Here is a 16,635-nt window from a genome sequence, read left to right on the forward strand (position 1 = left end):
ACGCTTGGCGCGAATCCAGGAAGGAGGCAGGACATGCAGGTCGAATTCCACGGCGCCGCCGGCGAGGTCACCGGCTCGATGCACCTGGTGCATGCGGCGGGCAGGCGCATCCTGCTCGACTGCGGGATGATGCAGGGCGGCCGCGAGATCGAGGCGCACAACCACGACCCGTTCCCGTTCGACCCCGGCGAAATCGATGCGCTGGTGGTCAGCCACGCGCACATCGACCACATCGGCCGCATCCCGCTGCTGGTCAAGCGCGGCTTCCGCGGGCCGATCTTCGCGCAGTCCGCCACCGCCGAACTGATGCCGGTGATGCTGCTGGATTCGGCCTCGCTGGCCGAGTCCGATGCCGAGCGCGCCAACCGCGACCGCAAGCGCGGCGAGGCGGAAGTGCAGCCGCTGTACACCCGCGACGACGTGCCGGCGGTGACGCGCAGCCTGCGGCCGCTGGAATACGACGCGAAGACCCGGATCCTTCCCGGCGTGGAGGTCCGCTTCCGCGACGCCGGGCACATCCTTGGCTCGGCCATCGTCGAGCTGTGGGCGGACGGCAGGAAGCTGGTGTTCTCCGGCGACCTGGGGCAGAAGGGCACGCCGATCCTGCGCGACCCCGCGCGGATCGCCGAAGCCGACCTGGTGCTGATGGAATCGACCTACGGCGACCGCAACCACCGCGAGCGCGACGAGACCGTGCACGAGCTCGGCGGCATCCTCGACGAGGCCTGGCGCGACCGCGGCAACGTGCTGATCCCCGCGTTCGCGATGGGCCGCAGCCAGGAGCTGCTGTACTGGTTCGCCAAGTTCTGGGACGAATGGGGCCTGGCGCGCTGGCGCATCTTCCTGGACAGCCCGATGGCGGCCAAGGTGGTCGAGGTGTACGACCGCCATGAGCACATCTTCGACGCGGACGCGCAGGCGGTGTGGAAGGAGCGGCCGAACCCGTTCAGGCTGCCGAACCTGCACATCACCGAAAGCACGCAGCAGTCGATGGCGATCAACAACATCGACGGCGGCGCGATCGTCATCGCCGGCTCGGGCATGGCCAACGGCGGGCGCATCCAGCACCACCTGAAGTACAACCTGGAGCGGCGCAACGCGCACGTGGTCTTCGTCGGCTACCAGGCGGCGGGCACGCTGGGCCGGCGCCTGGTCGACGGCGCGAAGTGGGTGCGCATCCACGGCCGCGACTACCGCGTGAACGCACAGGTGCACACCATCGGCGGCCTGTCCGCGCACGCCGACCAGCGCGGCCTGCTGGACTGGTACGCGGGCTTCGAAAAGCATCCGCCGCTGGCGCTGGTGCACGGCGAGGACAAGGCGCGCGAGGCGCTGGCCGGCGAAATCGGCGAGCGCTACGGCATCGAGGTGACGCTGTCGCGGCCGGGGATGGTGCTGGAGGCGTAGGGCGTTGGCGACGATGCGGAGGATCCTGCCGCGTTTCGCACGATGCGCCATCGTCGCGCTGGCCGCGTCGGCGGCGGGCGCCGCGCCGGTGCCGGCTTTCGCCGCCGGGCAGGCGGCGGACGCCACCTGCGACGGCTACCCGCGCCTGCGGATCGGCATGGCGGAGGGCTTCTGCGCCGGCCTGGTGCTCGGCCCCGCGGCCCCGGGCAAGGCGCGGCGATTGCGATTGCCGCGTTCGTTGCTGCAACTGGACGAGGACACCTGGCTGGTCGCCGACCTCGGCGGCTGGGGCACGCAGCGCGGCGCGCTGTGTCGGCTGCAGGCCCGGCCCGGCAGCCCGGCCACGCTCGTCCGGCTGCTCGGCGACCTGAACCTGCCGCACGCGCTGGCGCTGGGCGCGGACGGCAAGGTCTACGTCGGCGAGATGAGCCGCATCTTCCGTTTCGACCCGCATGCCGCGGCGCCGGCGGAGACGGTCGAGACGGTGGTCGCGGACCTGCCCGACAACCGCCTGCACGACAACCGGCACCCGTTGTCGAAATTCGTGTTCCTGCCGGACGGCGCGTTGCTGGTCAACGTCGGCGCGCCCTCCGACCAGTGCCTGGATGGCGAGGGCAAGCCCCTTGCCGGGACCTGTCCCGAAAGCGCGGAAGGCGAACGGGCCGCCGGCCTTCGCCGCTACGCGCCGGACGGAAACGGCGGATGGCGCCGCGAATACACGGTCTACGCCAGCGGGTTGAGGAACTCCGTGGCGCTCGCGGTGCACCGTTCCGGCACCGTGTTGCAGGGCGAGAACAGCTACGACTTCGCCGCGCGCTGGTCGCCGTTCGACGAGATCAACCTGGTCCGCGAAGGTCGCCATTACGGTTGGCCCTATTGCGCCGACGTTGCCGCGGCGACGCCGGGATGGAAGGATGCAAAGGCGATGGCCTGCGATTCGCCGGCGCATACCCCGCCCGCGCTGCTGTTGCCGCCGCACGCCGCGCCGCTGGACATGCTGTGGTACGACGGCGGCATGTTCCCGCAGCTGCGGGGACGGTTGCTGATGAGCTGGCACGGCTTCCGTTCGACGGGCGGGCGGATCGTGGCGTTCGCCACCGACGACGACGGCGTGCCGGTGGCGGAGGGGAACGCGCGCTATCCGGTGTACGGCGGCAAGCCACGGCGCTACGCCGCGTCGCCGTCGGCGAATGCGTTCGTGCTGACGCCGGGGTGGGGCAGGCTTGCGGGCGTGCGCCGGCAAGGCTCGCCGGTGGGCCTTGCGGTGGCGCGCGACGGCGCGATCTGGGCCACCGACGACCGCGCCGGCATGGTCATCCGCATTGCGGCGGATCGGCCGTAAGCGCCGCGTTCCGGATCCTCGGAGGTTCGCGGGCAGCGGATGCCGCCGCGGCCGGGCATGGCGCCCGCGCGTCAGATCGCCGCGTTCCTTTCCTCTTCGCCGGTGGTGTTCCCGTTGTAGGCGAAGCTGCGGTTGCGGCCCAGCTGCTTGGCCTGGTACAGCGCGGCTTCGACGCGGTTCATCGCCTCCGCGGCGTCGTGCGCGTCGCCCTGCACGATGGTGTGGATGCCGATGCTGACGGTCAGCCGCGCGTCCTCCGGCAGCCCGGTTTCGCGCTTGCCCGGCAGTCCGGCCAGGTCGACGTGCAGGGTGGTGGCGATGGCCGCGGCGGCGTCCGCCGAGGTTTCCGGCAACAGCACCGCGAATTCGTCGAAGCCGATCCGCGCGATCAGGTCGCGCGGGCGCCGCGCGCGGTTGCGCAGCGCGGCGCCCAGCACGCGCAACGCAACGTCCCTGGCCGCGTCGCCATGGGTCGAGATGAATTGGTGGAAGCGGTCGATGTCGATCAGCAGCATCGACAGCGGCAGGCCGTTGAGCCGGGTGGCGTGCAACTCGCGTCCCAGCGCGGCGTCGAACAGCGCGCGGTTGGCCAGCCCGGTCAGCGTGTCGGTCTGCGCGAGCAGGCGGGCTTCCTTGCGGTGCCTGTGCCGCCACAGCGCCAGGCCCAGCGCCAGCACCAGCAGCGCGGGAAGCGGCGGGAACCAGGTTCCCGCCAGCGCCAGCAGCGCCAGCGAAAGCAGCAGCGTCGCGGCTGCGGCGATCGCCAGCGGCCGCCACAGCCGTTCCAGCCCGGGCAGGCCGAGCAACAGCAGCGGCAGCGCGACCAGCAGCGCCGACAGCGCGATGCGCGCGGCCAGCCGCATCGGCGCGATCGTGGCGTCGTTGACCAGCGCATTGAGCGCATTGGCCTGGTAGTAGATCTCCGCCAGCCCGTCGCCGCGCCCGGGGACGGCGACCGTATCGCCCATGCCGGCGGCGTCGATGCCGACGAGGATCCAGCGATCGCGCAAGTCCTCGTCCGCCACGCGCCCGGCGAGCACGTCGGCGTAGGAGACGCGGTGGAAACCGTCCGCGGGGCGCGCGAACGGCAGCAGCAGGTAGCCGTCGCGGGTCCAGCGCCGCGGTGCATCCTCGCGCGCGTCGAAGTCCTGCAGGTCGGGCAGGTTGCCGCCGCGCGGATCGCGCAGCGCCAGCGCCAGCGACGGCCAGCGCGGCACACCCAGGCCGGCATGCAGGTACATGCCGCGGCTGACGCCGTCGCGATCGGGCGCGTGGTCGGCGTGGCCCAGCCGGGCGGCGGAAGCGGCGAATTCGGGGATCGGCGCCAGTTCGACCGCCGGGCCGCCGGCCGCGGAGGCTTCGACGAACACCGGCAGCACGGTGCGGCCGTTGCGGCCCAGCGCGCGCGCCAGCAGGGCGTCGCCTTCCGGGTCGTACAAGGCCGATTCGGTCAGCAGCACGTCCAGTGCGATGCCGCGCGTGCCGATTGCGGTCAGGCGGTCGATCAGCTTCGCGTGCACCCGCCGCGACCATGGCCACTGGCCCAGTTCGGCCAGGCTGGGCTGGTCGATGGCCACGACCACGATGCGCGGATCCGCGGCGGGCGCGGTCGGCCGCGACAGCGCGTCGAACAGCCACGCGTCCACGCGCGCGGTCGCCCCGGACAGGATCAGCGCCGCCACCAGCGCGGCGCCGCCGAGCGCGGTCAGCGCACGCGCCTTGATCCGTTGCCGCAATGTCCGCCGCGAAGAGTTCACGCGCTCTTCGGCGCCCTGGCGGCGCGACGGGCCGTCCGCAAGGCGCATTCGCGTGTTTCCGCGGGTCCGGCGTGCGTATTGCCGTGCATGCGTGGCTCCCCCCTCGACGATGCCGGGCCGATTATATGGCTTGTTATAGTGAAGCGGTTTCCCGGGCACGGCGGGAACCGCCCCCGGCTTCCCCGCCGCCTTCGAACCTGGAGGCCATGGCCAGCAACGAACGCAAGTACGATGCCATCCTCGTCGGCGGCGGCCACAACGGACTGGTCTGCGCCGCGTACCTGGCCAGGGCCGGCCTGAAGACCGTGGTGCTCGAGCGCCGCGGCGTGGTCGGCGGCGCGGCGGTGACCGAGGAGTTCCACCCCGGCTTCCGCAATTCGGTCGCTTCGTACACGGTCTCGCTGCTGCAGCCCAAGGTCATCGCCGACCTCGACCTGCACCGCCACGGCCTGCGGATCGTGCAGCGCAGGCGCAACAACTTCCTGCCGTTGCCGGACGGCCGCTACCTGCTGACCGGCGGCGGCAGGACGCAGGAGGAAGTGGCGAAGTTCTCGCGCCGCGACGCGGAGAAACTGCCCGAGTACGAACGGCGCATCGACGCGATCGCCGACGTGCTGCGCGCGCTGGTCCTGCAACCGCCGCCGAACATCGCCGAGGGCGGTTGGTGGAAGGCGTTGCCGGAGCTGCTGCGCGGGGCGAAGGTCGGCAAGCGCCTGCTGCAGCTGGACGAAACGCTGCGCCAGGAACTGCTCGACCTGTTCGCGATCTCCGCCGCCGAATACCTCGATCGCTGGTTCGAGAGCGAGCCGATCAAGGCGCTGTTCGGCTTCGACGGCGTGGTCGGCAACTACGCCAGCCCCTACGCGCCGGGCAGCGCCTACGTGCTGCTGCACCACGTGTTCGGCGAAGTGAACGGGGTCAAGGGCGCATGGGGGCACGCGATCGGCGGCATGGGCGCGATCACCCAGGCGATGGCCGGGGCCGCGCGCGAGGCCGGCGCCGAAATCCGCACCGGTGCCGGCGTGCGCGAGATCCTCGTCGAGAACGGAAAGGCCGTCGGCGTGGTCACCGAGGCCGGCGAAACCCTGCATGCGTGCTGCGTGGTCGCCAATGTCGGCCCGAAGCTGCTGTACGAACGCCTGCTGCCGTCGCAGGACGTGCCCGCGCCCACGCGCGAGCGGATGCGCAACTGGCGCGTGGGCTCCGGCACCTTCCGCATGAACGTGGCGCTGTCGCGACTGCCGGACTTCTCCGCGCTGCCGGGCGAGGGCGACCATCTCACCGCGGGCATCATCCTCGCCCCGTCGCTGGCGTACATGGACCGCGCATGGCGCGATGCGATGGACTTCGGCTGGTCGCGCGAGCCGATCGTCGAGATGCTGATCCCGTCGACGCTCGACGATTCGCTGGCGCCGCCGGGCCGGCACGTCGCCAGCCTGTTCTGCCAGCAGGTCGCGCCGACGTTGCCGGACGGCAGGTCGTGGGACGAACATCGCGAGGAAGTCGCCGACCTGATGATCGCCACGGTGGATCGCTGGGCGCCGGGCTTCGCCGCGTCGGTGCTGGGCCGGCAGATCAAGAGCCCGCTCGACCTCGAGCGCGACTTCGGCCTGGTCGGCGGCGACATCTTCCATGGCGCGCTGTCGCTGAACCAGCTGTTCAGCGCGCGGCCGATGCTGGGCCAGGCCGATTACCGCGGCGCGATTCCCGGCCTGTACCTGTGCGGTTCCGGCACGCATCCCGGCGGCGGCGTCACCGGCGCGCCGGGGCACAATGCGGCGCAGGCCGTCATCGCGGATCTTTGATATGGCAAGAGCCAATCTCAGAATTCCGTTCGTCCTGAGCGTAGCGCCGAAGGCGCGGAGTCGAAGGGCCTCGTGTCATTGAAATGCAGATGTTTCGACTTCGCAGGGCTTTGCCCCGCTACGCTCAACACGAACGGTTTCCAACTTTCGGTATGGATTCAAGGCAGAAAACTATGCGTGCCCTGATTTTCTCCTTGCTGGCGACAAGCACCGCGTTCATCGCCGCACCGGCGAAGGCTGGGACGCAGGATCGCGACGCACCTCGATCGGCCGCGCAACCGGTCTGGGCCGACGAATTCGATCGCATCGATCCGGACAACTGGAGTTTCGAAACCGGCGGCGATGGCTGGGGCAACGAAGAACTGCAGTACTACACCGATGGAGACAATGCCTTCATCCGGTTCGATCCGCTCGCGGACAGCAAGGTGCTGGTGATCGAGGCGCGGCGCGACAACCCCGGCAAGTACAAGTGCTGGTACGGTCGCTGCTCGCATACCTCGGCGCGGATGATCACGCGCGGCAAGCGGTCGTTCCGCTACGGCCGGGTCGAGGCGCGCATCCGCCTGCCGCAGACCCAGGGCATCTGGCCGGCGTTCTGGATGATGGGCAACGGCATCGAGCAAGTCGGTTGGCCGCAAGGCGGCGAGATCGACATCATGGAACACATCGGTCGCGAGCCGAACCTGACCCATGGCGCGCTGCATGGCCCCGGCTATTCCGGGGAGACGCCATTCCTCGGCACGCACGACCTCGGCGAACCGGCGGACGCCGGTTACCACGTCTACGCGGTGGAATGGGATGCGGAAGGCATCCGCTGGTCGGTCGATGGCCGCCAGTTCCATCAGGTCAGCCGCAAACAGGTGGAAACGCACGGTCCCTGGGTGTTCGACAAGCCGTTCTGGTTGCTGTTGAACGTCGCCGTCGGCGGCAACTGGCCGCGTGCGCCGGACTCGGGCAGCCGCTTCCCGCAACGCATGTACGTGGACTACGTGCGCGTCTACGCCAAGCCCGACTGAGCATCCCGGGCGACATCCGGTTGCCTGCAACCCGCCAATCGCAACATCCGCACGGCGGGCTGTCGATTCCGGCCATGCCGGTTCGTCGCAGTGATGAAGGTCCGCAGCGGGCGGGCCATTCCGAGGAGCCAGGACCATGCAGCGTTTCCGTTTTCCCTCACTGGCCGCGTCCGCGGTCGTGCTGGCCGCGTCGGCCGCCTTTCCCGCGGCGGCGGGGCAGACGACCTTCGTCATCGATCCCGAACACACCTATCCCAGCTTCGAGGCCGACCACTTCGGCGGCCTGTCGGTCTGGCGCGGCAAGTTCAACAAGAGTTCGGGCAAGGTCGTGCTCGACAGGCAGGCCGGCACCGGCGAGGTCGAGGTGCGCATCGACATGGCCAGCGCCGACTTCGGCCTCGACAAGATGAACGAGGCCGCGCAGGGCGAGGTGCTGTTCGACAGCGCCAAGTACCCCGAGGCGGTCTACCGTGGCAAACTCGCGTCGTTCAAGGACGGCAAGCCGGGCGAGGTCGATGGCGAACTGACCCTGCACGGCGTCACCCGCCCGCTGAAGCTGGAGATCCTCGGCTTCAAGTGCATGCCGCAGCACCCGGTGCTGAAGCGCGAGTACTGCGGCGCGGATGCGCTGGCCAGCTTCCAGCGCGACGATTTCGGCATGGCGGCGGGCAAGGATTACGGCTTCGACATGACCGTGACCCTGCGCATCCAGGTCGAAGCGATCGCCGAAGAATGAATCCGCCATTGAGGAGCCGTCGATGCTGAAGGATTTCCTGCTCGCTTCCGTCCACCATCTGCTCGCCTTCGGCCTGGTGGCGATGCTGGTGTCCGAGTCGGTGCTGTTGAGCCGCCCGCTCGATTCCGCCGCGCTGAAACGGCTGGGTGGCGTCGATCGCGGTTACGGCATCGTCGCGGTGCTGTTGTTCGCGGTCGGCATGTGGCGGGTCTACGGCGGCATCAAGGGCGCGGACTTCTACTGGCACAACCCGTGGTTCCACGCCAAGCTTGGCGCCTTCGTGCTCGCCGCGCTGCTGTCGGCGTGGCCGACGATCCGTTTCCTGAAGTGGCGAAGCGCGTTGAAGGCCGACCCGGCGTTCGTGCCGGCGCCGGCCGATGCCGCCGGGCTGCAGCGCATCGTGCGCCTGGAGCTGGCGCTGGTCGCGGTGATCCTGGTCTGCGCCGCGGCGATGGCGCGCTACGGCGGCCTGCATTTGTAGGACGGGGCAAGCCCCGCTCTACGGCCGGAACAGCTTCGCGATTTCCAGCGCGGTGGGGTACGGCTCCGGGTCGTTGCGGTTGCTCAGGATGACCACGGTCAGCCGGTCCTTCGGGTAGCGCAGGATCACGTTGCGGCCGCCGATGGTTTCGCCGGAATGCCACAGCGCGTCGCCGTTGATGCGCCAGCCGTAGCCGTAGTACGGTACGTCCGGTTCGGGCGTCCGCGTCTTCGGCGTGAACGCCTCGTGCAGCGACGCCGCCTTCAGCAGGCGGTCGTCGTACAGCGCGGCGTCCCATTTCGCCAGGTCGTCGATCGACGAATACACGCCGCCGTCGCCGAGCGTCGCGCTGGTGCTGCTCTGGTCGGTGCGGACCCACTTGCCGTCGATCTCGCTGTTGCCGTAGGCGCGGTCCGGCACGGTGTCGCTGCCGTCGACGTGGACGACCGAGCGGGCCATGCCGAGCTTGTCGAAGATGCGCGCCTTCACGAATGCCGGGAACGGCTCCCCGCCGGCTTTCTCCACGATCAGCGCAAGCAGGCAGTACGCGCTGTTGCTGTAGCGGTAGTCGGTGCCGGGCGCGAAGTAGAGCCGGCCCTGGCCTTCGAGCAGCTTCAGCACGTCGGCATCGTGCAGCTGCCATTCCTGGCCGGGATCCATCACGTCTTCGTAGTCGATCAGCCCCGACGTGTGGCTGAGCAGGTGGCGGATCCGGATATCGGCCGTCGCGGGCGGCAGCGAAGGCAGCCACTTGCGCACCGGGTCGTCCACCGCCAGCTTGCCGTCCTCGGCCAGCAGCAGGATCGCGGCGGCGGTGAATTGCTTGCTCACCGAGGCCAGCCGGTAGTTGGTTTGCGGCGTCGCTGCGATGCCGTTCTGCAGGTCGGCGTAGCCGTACGCCTTGCGCACGACCGGTTCGCCGTCCTTGATCACCAGCAGCGACGCGCCCGGTACCTTGCCGTCGTAGCGCTGCATCAGCTTGTCGATGGCGGCCTGTTGCGCCGACGTGATCCCGGCCATGGCCGGTGATGATATCGCCAGTGCCAGCGCGAACGGCGCCAGCCAGTGCCGGAGCCGGCTCATTTCAGCACCACCTTGATCCGGTTGTCGTCCGAATCGGTATCCACCAGCTTGTTGTACGGGTCGATCCCGGCTTCGTACGGCGCCTGGTCGACGACCAGCTTCAGCGTGGTCGCGGCCTGCGTGATGTGGTGTTTCTGCAGATACAGCACCTTTTCGTCCTCCTCCTTGCCGCCCGGCGGCCGCGCGAACACGCCCACGTCGACCCATTCGTCGACCGCTTCGTCGGCGACCTTGCCCTTGCCGTCGGCCGAATGGATCTGCGAGGTCAGTTGCAGCGTCACCTCGTACTTGCCGTCTGCGCGCCTGGCCGCATCGGCGGAGACCGCACGGTTTTCCCAGAACACGATGCGTTCGAACAGGTCGCGGATCAGCGGGTGGAACTTCGGATCGGTGGCGGCGTACAGGTCGGCCAGGAAATCGCGGGTGGTCGGGTAGGGCGCGGTCTTGAACGCGTGTTTTGCGATGAATCCGGCCAGCACCCGGTTCAGGGTTTCCTCGCCGATCGCGTCCTTCAGCGCATAGAACGCCACCGAGCCCTTGCGGTAGTGGATGTACTGCTGGTTCTCGTTCAGCGCCAGCGGCTGCTCGGCCACGCGCTCGGTGGCGCGGCTGCGCAGGTAGTTGTCCAGCTCGTACTTCAGGAATTTGCGCATCTTGCGCGGCCCGTACTCGTGCTCCATCACCATCAGCGCCGAGTATTGCGACAGCGATTCGGACAGCATCGTCGCGCCCTGCACGTTGGCGCCGATCACCTGGTGCGCCCACCACTGGTGCGCGACTTCGTGCGCGGTGACGTAGAAGGGATAGTCGATGTCGGCCTTGTCGCGCAGGTCGGCGATGAAGCCGATCGCCTCCGAATACGGCACGGTGTTGGCGAACGACTGGGCGAAGGTCCGGTAGCCGGGGAACTCGAGGATGCGCAGCTGGCGGAACTGGTACGGCGAGAAGTTGCGGGTGTAGTAGTCGAGCGACTTCTTCGTCGCCTCGATCATGCGCCCGGCGTTGTACGGGTGTTGCCGGTCGTGGTAGACCTCGATCGCCACGTCGTTCCAGCGGTCCTTCCGCACCTGCCAGTCGGCCGACAGCCACGAGAAGAACGGCAGCAGCTTCGCTTCCGACTTGTAGTGGTAGTAATGGCGGCCGTCCTGCGTCCATTCGCGCTGCAGGTAGCCCGGCGCCAGCGCGATCTGCCCGGCGCTGGTCGAGACCGTGGTCTCGAAGTCGACCCAGTCGCGGCCCGGCCCCAGGTAGTTGTCGGCCCATGCGGCGGTGTCGCCGATCGGGTTCATCCGCGGCAGCTCCGGCAGCTTGTACTTGCGCCGGTCGTTGCGGTCCTGCAATTGCCGGCCCTCGTCGTAGCCGAACTGCGGCAATACGGCGAAGTTGTTGAAGAAGGTGCCGTTGTAGACCACGCCGGTATCGCCGCCATCCAGCGGGAAGCCGTGCGGCGCGTACTTCAGTTCATAGTCGAAATCCATTTCGGCGCCCGGCGCCAACGGCGCGTCCAGCCGGTAGATCGCGTAGCCGGACACGTCGTCGGCCTTCACCAGCGCATGCGCGGGAAAGTCCAGGCGCCCTATTTCGGCCTCGGGGTCGATGGTCACGTGCAGTTGCGCGATCGGTGCGCCGCTGTCGTTGCGCAGGCGGTAGTGGCCGCGGAGTTCGACCGTGCGGGTTTCCGGGTGGATGTCGACGTCGGCGCGGATCGCGACGATCTTCGGCTGCGGCAGGGCCTTGTACTGGCGGAAGGCCTTCTCGTAATCGGCCTGTTGCTGCTTGGCCAGGTCGCCCGGCACGTAATCGTTGAGGACGTTGGTGTTGTAGAAGATCCAGCCGCCGAGCGCGACGAAGGCGATGCCGCCGGCGATCGCAGTCGCCAGCAGCGGCCCGCGCAGGCGCGCGCGCAACTGCGCCAGCCGGTCGCGCCAGTGCAGCGAGGTGCCGCGCGGCCAAAGCGCCGCGGCCAGCGCCAGCAGCACGACGCACAGCGCCGCCCAGTAGCCGCGGAACCACAGGTGCGGGCCGATGAAATGGCCCCAGCCGTTCATGTCCGAATACGGGATCGGGCTGGCCTTGCCGAAGTTGTACAGGGCATGGTCGAAATCCAGCATCGCCAGCCCGGCGCGGCCGACCAGGTAGACGATCATCAGCAGGTAGCCGATGAACTTGTTGCCGCTGAGCACCTGCAGGAACACCGCCAGCGCGGCCGTCAGCAGGAACGGGATCGCGTTCAGCGCCAGTCCCTGCAGGTACAGCAGCGGCTGCAGCCGGGTGTAGCCATGCGCCAACTGGTAGCCCATCGCGAACAGCGTGCCGACCGCGAGGAATACCAGCACGATCCCGGCCAGCGCGGTCGTCTTCGCCGCCAGCGGGATCCAGTCCGGGGTGGGATAGGCATCGGCGACGTCGGCGATGCCCATGCCGCGCTCGCGCCAGACCAGTTCGCCCGCATAGAAGGTCAGCACGATGACCAGGAACAGGTTCATGCCGCCGTTCAACGTCGACTGCATGCGGCCGGTCACCGGATACACGTCGGTGCCGAACATCAGGCCGCCGGACTGGAACGCGAAATACAGCACCGCCAGGCTGAGCAGCAGCATCACCAGCAGCGGCGCGCCGAACAGCGCGTGGCGCAGGTCGAAGCGGGCCAGTTGCCAGAACTGGGTCCGGCGCGCGCCGGCGCCATCGCGCAGCGCGACCGGGGGCAGGACAATGGCGGCAGCGTCGCCGGCCACCTCGGCGGCGCCGGCCTGGCGCCGCCGCCACGGCAGCTTCAGGCCCTCGCGGTCGGCACGGAACAGCGTGTACGAAGCCCACAGCAGCAGCGCGGTGACGCCCAGCCAGATCGCGCGGTTGCCCAGCAGCAGCCCGGTCAGCCGGGGCAGCTGCGTGTTCAGCTGGTCGCTGGACCAGTAGCGGATGTGCTGGCTGACCGCATTGCCGCCGGAAGGATCGACCAGCGCGCCGATCCAGCGCGTCTGCAGGTCGGCGTTCAGCGAATCCGAGACATTCCACAGCACGAAGAACGCAATCACGCCGATGTAGGTGTACAGCATCGAGCGCGTCGCCGTGGCCAGCAGGAACAGCAGCGCCGACAGGAACAGCAGGTTCGGGATCACCAGCACGCCGAAGCCCCAGGCATAGGCCGCCCACGGCGTCGGCCCCAGCCGCGCCTGGTCGAGCCAGGGCATCTTGCTGCCCAGCCACATGCCCAGCACGACGAACAGCATCACTCCGACGCTGGCGAGGAAGCCGCCGCCGAAACGCCCCGCAAGATAGATCCCCTTGCGCATCGGCGTGGCGAAGAACAGCTCGGCGGTGCGCTGCTCGAAGTCGCGCAAGGCGATCCCGCCGATGAAGATCGTGGTCAGCAGCGCGCTCATCACGCTCATCGCGCCCAGCACGACCGTGCTGACCGCCGGGGCGTTGCGCATCACGTTGCCGACGCCGCCGCCATAGCTGACGTTGTCCGAAGCCAGCATTGCGAAGCCGAGCGCGCCGAACGCCAGCGCGACGATCCAGAACACGCCGTTGCGCAGCAGCAGGCGGCGCTCCATCTTCAGCAGTTGCCACAGCATGGCTCAGGCCCCCGCGATGGCGGCGACCGGCGCGGTCTTGCGCAGCTCGCCGAAGTACACATCCTCCAGGTCCGCCGGCACCGGCACGAAGCCGGCATCGGGCGCCGCGTCGCCGAGCACGTGGATCACCGGTTGCCCGGCGACCAGCCGCGTCGACAGCACCGTGTGCGCCTGTTCGTAGCCGGCCAGTTCGGCCTTGTCGACGGTCTTCTTCCACACCCGTCCGTCGAGCGCGCGGATCGCCTCGCGCGGCTCGCCGCTCAGGCGCACCTGGCCGGAAGCGATGATCGCCATGCGCGGGCACAGGTCGGTCACGTCCTCGACGATGTGGGTGGACAGGATCACTACCGTGTCCTCGCCGATCTCGGCCAGCAGGTTGAGAAAGCGGTTGCGCTCGGCCGGGTCGAGGCCGGCGGTCGGCTCGTCGACGATGATCAGCGACGGCTTGCCGATCAGCGCCTGGGCGATGCCGAAGCGCTGGCGCATGCCGCCGGAGAAGGTGCCCAGCTTGCGCTTGCGCACCTGCCACAGGTTGACCTGCTGCAGCAGCGCCTGCACCAGTTCCTTGCGCTCGCCGCGCGCGGTCACGCCCTTGAGCACCGCGAAGTGGTTGAGCATGTCCTCGGCCGAGACCTTCGGGTAGACGCCGAATTCCTGCGGCAGGTAGCCCAGCGTGCGCCGCGCCGCGGTCTTGTCGGCCAGCAGGTCCAGGCCGTCCAGGACGATGCTGCCGCCGTCCGGTTCCTGCAGCGTGGCGATCGTGCGCATCAGCGTCGACTTGCCGGCGCCGTTGGGGCCGAGCAGGCCGAACATCCCGCGCGGGATGTCCAGGTCGACATCCTTCAATGCCTGCACGCCGTTGGCGTAGGTCTTGGACAGCGAGCGGATCTGCAGCATCGGACTTCCCCAAGCGATGGCGATGGCGCATGGTGCCGGCCGCCGCGGGCGGCTGGCAAGCATGCAGGAAGTCACCGTCGGGCGGGTGGCCGGCCGCTCAGTCGCGTGTGGCTTCGCTGCGCAGTCGCGCCTCGCGTTCGTGGCCCAGGTAGGCGCGGATGCCGTGGCGCATCAGGTACAGCAGCGGGATCATCGCCACCGCGGCCAGCATCTTGTAGCCGTAGTTGACCGTGCCGATGGCGAAGAACTGCGGGATCGGCCAGTGCTGCGGGCCGAGCACGAAGGCGATGTACAGCACCACGAAGCTGTCGACCAGCTGCGACACCGCGGTCGAGCCGGTCGCGCGCAGCCATACCCAGCGTTCGCCGGTGGCGTTGCGGATGCGGTGGAATATCGCCACGTCGATCAGCTGGCCGACCAGAAAGGCGACGATCGAGCCGAAGATCGACCACAGCCCCTGGCCGAAGATCGCGGCGAACGCGGCCTGGTAGTCGGGCACGCCCTGGTCTTTGGCGACCCCGACCCACCAGCCGGCGGGCGCGACGTGGATCGCCGCATAGGCGAACACGAAGCCGTAGACGATCAGCGCCACGGCCAGCCACGACACGAAGCGCACGCCGCGGCTGCCGAAGAATTCGTTGATCGTGTCGGTCAGGATGAACACGAACGGCCACAACAGGGTGCCGACCGTGAAGTTCAGCGAGCCGCTCTGGCCGAACAGGTTCCATTGCAGCGGCGCGATGCCGAGCGTGTCCTCCAGCGCGAAGATCTTGACCCCGATGAACTCGGCCAGCACCGCGTTGACGCACAGGAACGCGGCCAGTGCGATGAACATGCGCACCGCGCGGTCGTCGATGGTGCGGGTGGCGCTGGCGGGCTGGGCGGCGGGGGCCAGCCGGCGCTTGTACGGGGCATGGCGGGCCTGCCGATCGTGACGGGCGGCGCCTTCCGCTCATTTCGCCGGGTCGGTGAGCATCGCGAGGCTGTACGCCGCCCGCGCCACGGCCTCGCGGCCTTCCTCGATGGCTTCCTTCGCCCGGTGGAATTCGTAAAGGCCGAGGTGGGCCAGCCGCGGCGAGATGGTCAGCTCCGGCGGATCGCCGGCCAAGCGGCTGCGCGCGATCCGCACCTGCATGATGTTGATGCTGGTGGCCAGCACGTTGAGCAGGTCGGGTACGCGGGGTTTGTCGTTCGCGGGCGGCGGGCGGATCGCGGCGAGGCGGCCCTGCAGCTTGCCCAGCCAGTCGTCGCGTTCAGCGGCCGGCGGCGGGTCCTGCGGACGGGCTTGCGACAGGTGGCGCCCCAGCACGTCGGAACTCAGGTCCACGGCGATCACGACATCGGCGTCCATCGCGCGCGCCAGCGAAACCGGCACCGGATTGACCAGGCCGCCATCGACGAGGACCGCGTCCTGGTGGACCACCGGCGTGAACAGCCCGGGCAGGGCGATGGACGCACGCACCGCGCGCAGCGTCGAGCCGCTGCGCAGCCACACCTCTGCGCCGGTGCGCAACGAGGTGGCCACCGCCGCGAACGGGATCTTCAATTCCTCGATGAGGCGGTCCTGGTATTGTTCGGCGAAGAACGCCATCAGCCGCTCGCCCTTCAGCAGGCCACCGCCGAAGCCCACGTCGAGGAAGCCGGCGACCTCCCTGAGCCCCAGCCCGAGCACCCATTGCTCGAACCGGTCCAGTTCGCCCGCCGCGTAGACGGCGCCGACCAGCGCGCCGATCGACGTCCCGCAGACCATGTCGATGCGCACGCCGGCCTCTTCCAGCGCGCGGATCACCCCGATGTGCGCCCAGCCGCGGGCCGAACCGCCGCCCAGCGCGAGTGCCACGGTTGGTCGCGGACCGGCGCTCATCGGGAGTTTCTACTTGTCGATGGCCCGCGTGAACGGCATCGCCTCCGGTGCCACCGCGCCGCCGGAGATGATGAACGACATCGCCTGGTCCACGCTCCAGTCGGTCGGGGTCAGCAGTTCGACCGGGACGACCTCGAGGTAGCCGGAAGTCGGGTTCGGCGTGGTCGGCACGTACACCGCGGCCAGTTCGCGGCCGCTGCCTTCCTCCCTGATCACCCGCGTCACCAGGCCGACCGATTTCATGTCCCGGTGCGGGAAGTCGATCAGCACCACGCGCTGGGTGCTGCCGGGCTTGGTCTGCAGGATGTCCAGCAGCTTGCGCGAACTGCTGTAGATGACGTTCGCGACCGGGATGCGCTCGATCAGCGCCTCGAACCACTTCAGCAGCCGCCGGCCGACCATGCGCCGCGCCAGCACGCCGACCGTGAGGATCAGGAACAGGGTGGCGGCCATCGCGATGGTGTTCTGCACCCAGAGCGCGTTGAACCAGCCCAGCGCGTCGGGGAACGACGCGGCGATGCGTTCGGACATCGGCCCGATGACGGGCTTGCTGACGTCGGACAGCAGCACGAACACGAACTTCACCACCACCCACGTCAGCCAGATCGGCAACAGGGTCAGCAGGCCGGTGAGGAAGAGTTTCTGCAGCTGTACCTTATACACATCTGA

General features: G+C 69.0%; 13 protein-coding genes. 6 read left to right on the forward strand and 7 right to left on the reverse strand.

Annotation, left to right across the window (positions count from 1 at the left end):
* The first annotated feature begins 33 nt into the window (after nt 1–33).
* Both CSC71_RS14015 and CSC71_RS14020 read left to right on the forward strand, forming a co-directional pair.
* Entirely contained in the window at nt 34–1,407 is a 1,374-nt protein-coding gene (locus tag CSC71_RS14015) for an MBL fold metallo-hydrolase RNA specificity domain-containing protein (protein WP_162374999.1), read from the forward strand.
* A 13-nt stretch (nt 1,408–1,420) separates the two neighbouring features.
* A complete protein-coding gene (locus CSC71_RS14020) occupies nt 1,421–2,749 on the forward strand; it encodes a PQQ-dependent sugar dehydrogenase (RefSeq protein ID WP_162375000.1) in 1,329 nt (442 codons plus the stop codon).
* A gap of 71 nt (nt 2,750–2,820) precedes the next feature.
* On the opposite strand, the gene CSC71_RS14025 is transcribed toward CSC71_RS14020, so the two are convergent.
* On the reverse strand, nt 2,821–4,554 hold the full coding sequence (locus CSC71_RS14025; RefSeq protein WP_162375001.1) for a CHASE2 domain-containing protein: 1,734 nt from the start codon (nt 4,552–4,554) through the stop codon (nt 2,821–2,823).
* Nucleotides 4,555–4,712: 158 nt separating this feature from the next.
* On the opposite strand from CSC71_RS14025, the gene CSC71_RS14030 reads away from it, so the two are divergent.
* The 4 genes from CSC71_RS14030 to CSC71_RS14045 all read left to right on the forward strand — a co-directional run bounded on the left by CSC71_RS14030 (nt 4,713) and on the right by CSC71_RS14045 (nt 8,544).
* Entirely contained in the window at nt 4,713–6,311 is a 1,599-nt protein-coding gene (locus CSC71_RS14030) for a phytoene desaturase family protein (protein WP_162375002.1), read from the forward strand.
* A gap of 173 nt (nt 6,312–6,484) precedes the next feature.
* Entirely contained in the window at nt 6,485–7,327 is an 843-nt protein-coding gene (locus CSC71_RS14035; RefSeq protein WP_162375003.1) for a glycoside hydrolase family 16 protein, read from the forward strand.
* A gap of 136 nt (nt 7,328–7,463) precedes the next feature.
* A complete protein-coding gene (locus CSC71_RS14040; protein ID WP_162375004.1) occupies nt 7,464–8,063 on the forward strand; it encodes a YceI family protein in 600 nt (199 codons plus the stop codon).
* A gap of 22 nt (nt 8,064–8,085) precedes the next feature.
* Nucleotides 8,086–8,544 (forward strand): DUF2214 family protein, encoded by a 459-nt coding sequence (locus CSC71_RS14045; RefSeq protein WP_162375005.1) that lies wholly within the window; start codon nt 8,086–8,088, stop codon nt 8,542–8,544.
* 18 nt (nt 8,545–8,562) lie between these two features.
* Here CSC71_RS14045 and CSC71_RS14050 read toward each other — a convergent pair whose 3' ends face one another.
* The 6 genes from CSC71_RS14050 to CSC71_RS14075 all read right to left on the reverse strand — a co-directional run bounded on the left by CSC71_RS14050 (nt 8,563) and on the right by CSC71_RS14075 (nt 16,629).
* Complete coding sequence (locus CSC71_RS14050) at nt 8,563–9,627, reverse strand: serine hydrolase domain-containing protein (RefSeq protein WP_425501958.1); 1,065 nt, start codon at nt 9,625–9,627, stop codon at nt 8,563–8,565.
* On the reverse strand, nt 9,624–13,205 hold the full coding sequence (locus tag CSC71_RS14055) for an ABC transporter permease/M1 family aminopeptidase (protein WP_162375006.1): 3,582 nt from the start codon (nt 13,203–13,205) through the stop codon (nt 9,624–9,626). Before CSC71_RS14055 ends, CSC71_RS14050 begins: the two co-directional genes overlap by 4 nt.
* Before the next feature lie 3 nt (nt 13,206–13,208).
* Nucleotides 13,209–14,102: an ABC transporter ATP-binding protein gene (locus CSC71_RS14060; RefSeq protein WP_162375007.1), complete on the reverse strand. Its 894-nt coding sequence runs from the start codon at nt 14,100–14,102 to the stop codon at nt 13,209–13,211.
* A 97-nt stretch (nt 14,103–14,199) separates the two neighbouring features.
* Entirely contained in the window at nt 14,200–14,937 is a 738-nt protein-coding gene (locus CSC71_RS14065) for a queuosine precursor transporter (RefSeq protein ID WP_162375008.1), read from the reverse strand.
* Between the two features lie 117 nt (nt 14,938–15,054).
* Complete coding sequence (locus tag CSC71_RS14070) at nt 15,055–15,966, reverse strand: patatin-like phospholipase family protein (protein WP_162375009.1); 912 nt, start codon at nt 15,964–15,966, stop codon at nt 15,055–15,057.
* A gap of 9 nt (nt 15,967–15,975) precedes the next feature.
* Nucleotides 15,976–16,629 carry a DUF502 domain-containing protein gene (locus CSC71_RS14075; RefSeq protein WP_162375013.1) on the reverse strand — a complete coding sequence of 218 codons (654 nt, stop codon included), beginning with the start codon at nt 16,627–16,629 and terminating at the stop codon, nt 15,976–15,978.
* Between the last annotated feature and the right edge of the window lie 6 nt (nt 16,630–16,635).

The organism is Pseudoxanthomonas sangjuensis (assembly GCF_010211755.1).
Lineage (GTDB): Bacteria > Pseudomonadota > Gammaproteobacteria > Xanthomonadales > Xanthomonadaceae > Pseudoxanthomonas_A > Pseudoxanthomonas_A sangjuensis.

Coding starts and splice junctions, on each gene's coding strand:
- CSC71_RS14015 (WP_162374999.1), top strand. CDS start 34: ATGCAGGTCGAATTCCACGGCGCCGCCGGCGAGGTCACCGGCTCGATG.
- CSC71_RS14020 (WP_162375000.1), top strand. CDS start 1,421: ATGCGGAGGATCCTGCCGCGTTTCGCACGATGCGCCATCGTCGCGCTG.
- CSC71_RS14025 (WP_162375001.1), bottom strand. CDS start 4,554: ATGCGCCTTGCGGACGGCCCGTCGCGCCGCCAGGGCGCCGAAGAGCGC.
- CSC71_RS14030 (WP_162375002.1), top strand. CDS start 4,713: ATGGCCAGCAACGAACGCAAGTACGATGCCATCCTCGTCGGCGGCGGC.
- CSC71_RS14035 (WP_162375003.1), top strand. CDS start 6,485: ATGCGTGCCCTGATTTTCTCCTTGCTGGCGACAAGCACCGCGTTCATC.
- CSC71_RS14040 (WP_162375004.1), top strand. CDS start 7,464: ATGCAGCGTTTCCGTTTTCCCTCACTGGCCGCGTCCGCGGTCGTGCTG.
- CSC71_RS14045 (WP_162375005.1), top strand. CDS start 8,086: ATGCTGAAGGATTTCCTGCTCGCTTCCGTCCACCATCTGCTCGCCTTC.
- CSC71_RS14050 (WP_425501958.1), bottom strand. CDS start 9,627: ATGAGCCGGCTCCGGCACTGGCTGGCGCCGTTCGCGCTGGCACTGGCG.
- CSC71_RS14055 (WP_162375006.1), bottom strand. CDS start 13,205: ATGCTGTGGCAACTGCTGAAGATGGAGCGCCGCCTGCTGCTGCGCAAC.
- CSC71_RS14060 (WP_162375007.1), bottom strand. CDS start 14,102: ATGCTGCAGATCCGCTCGCTGTCCAAGACCTACGCCAACGGCGTGCAG.
- CSC71_RS14065 (WP_162375008.1), bottom strand. CDS start 14,937: ATGTTCATCGCACTGGCCGCGTTCCTGTGCGTCAACGCGGTGCTGGCC.
- CSC71_RS14070 (WP_162375009.1), bottom strand. CDS start 15,966: ATGAGCGCCGGTCCGCGACCAACCGTGGCACTCGCGCTGGGCGGCGGT.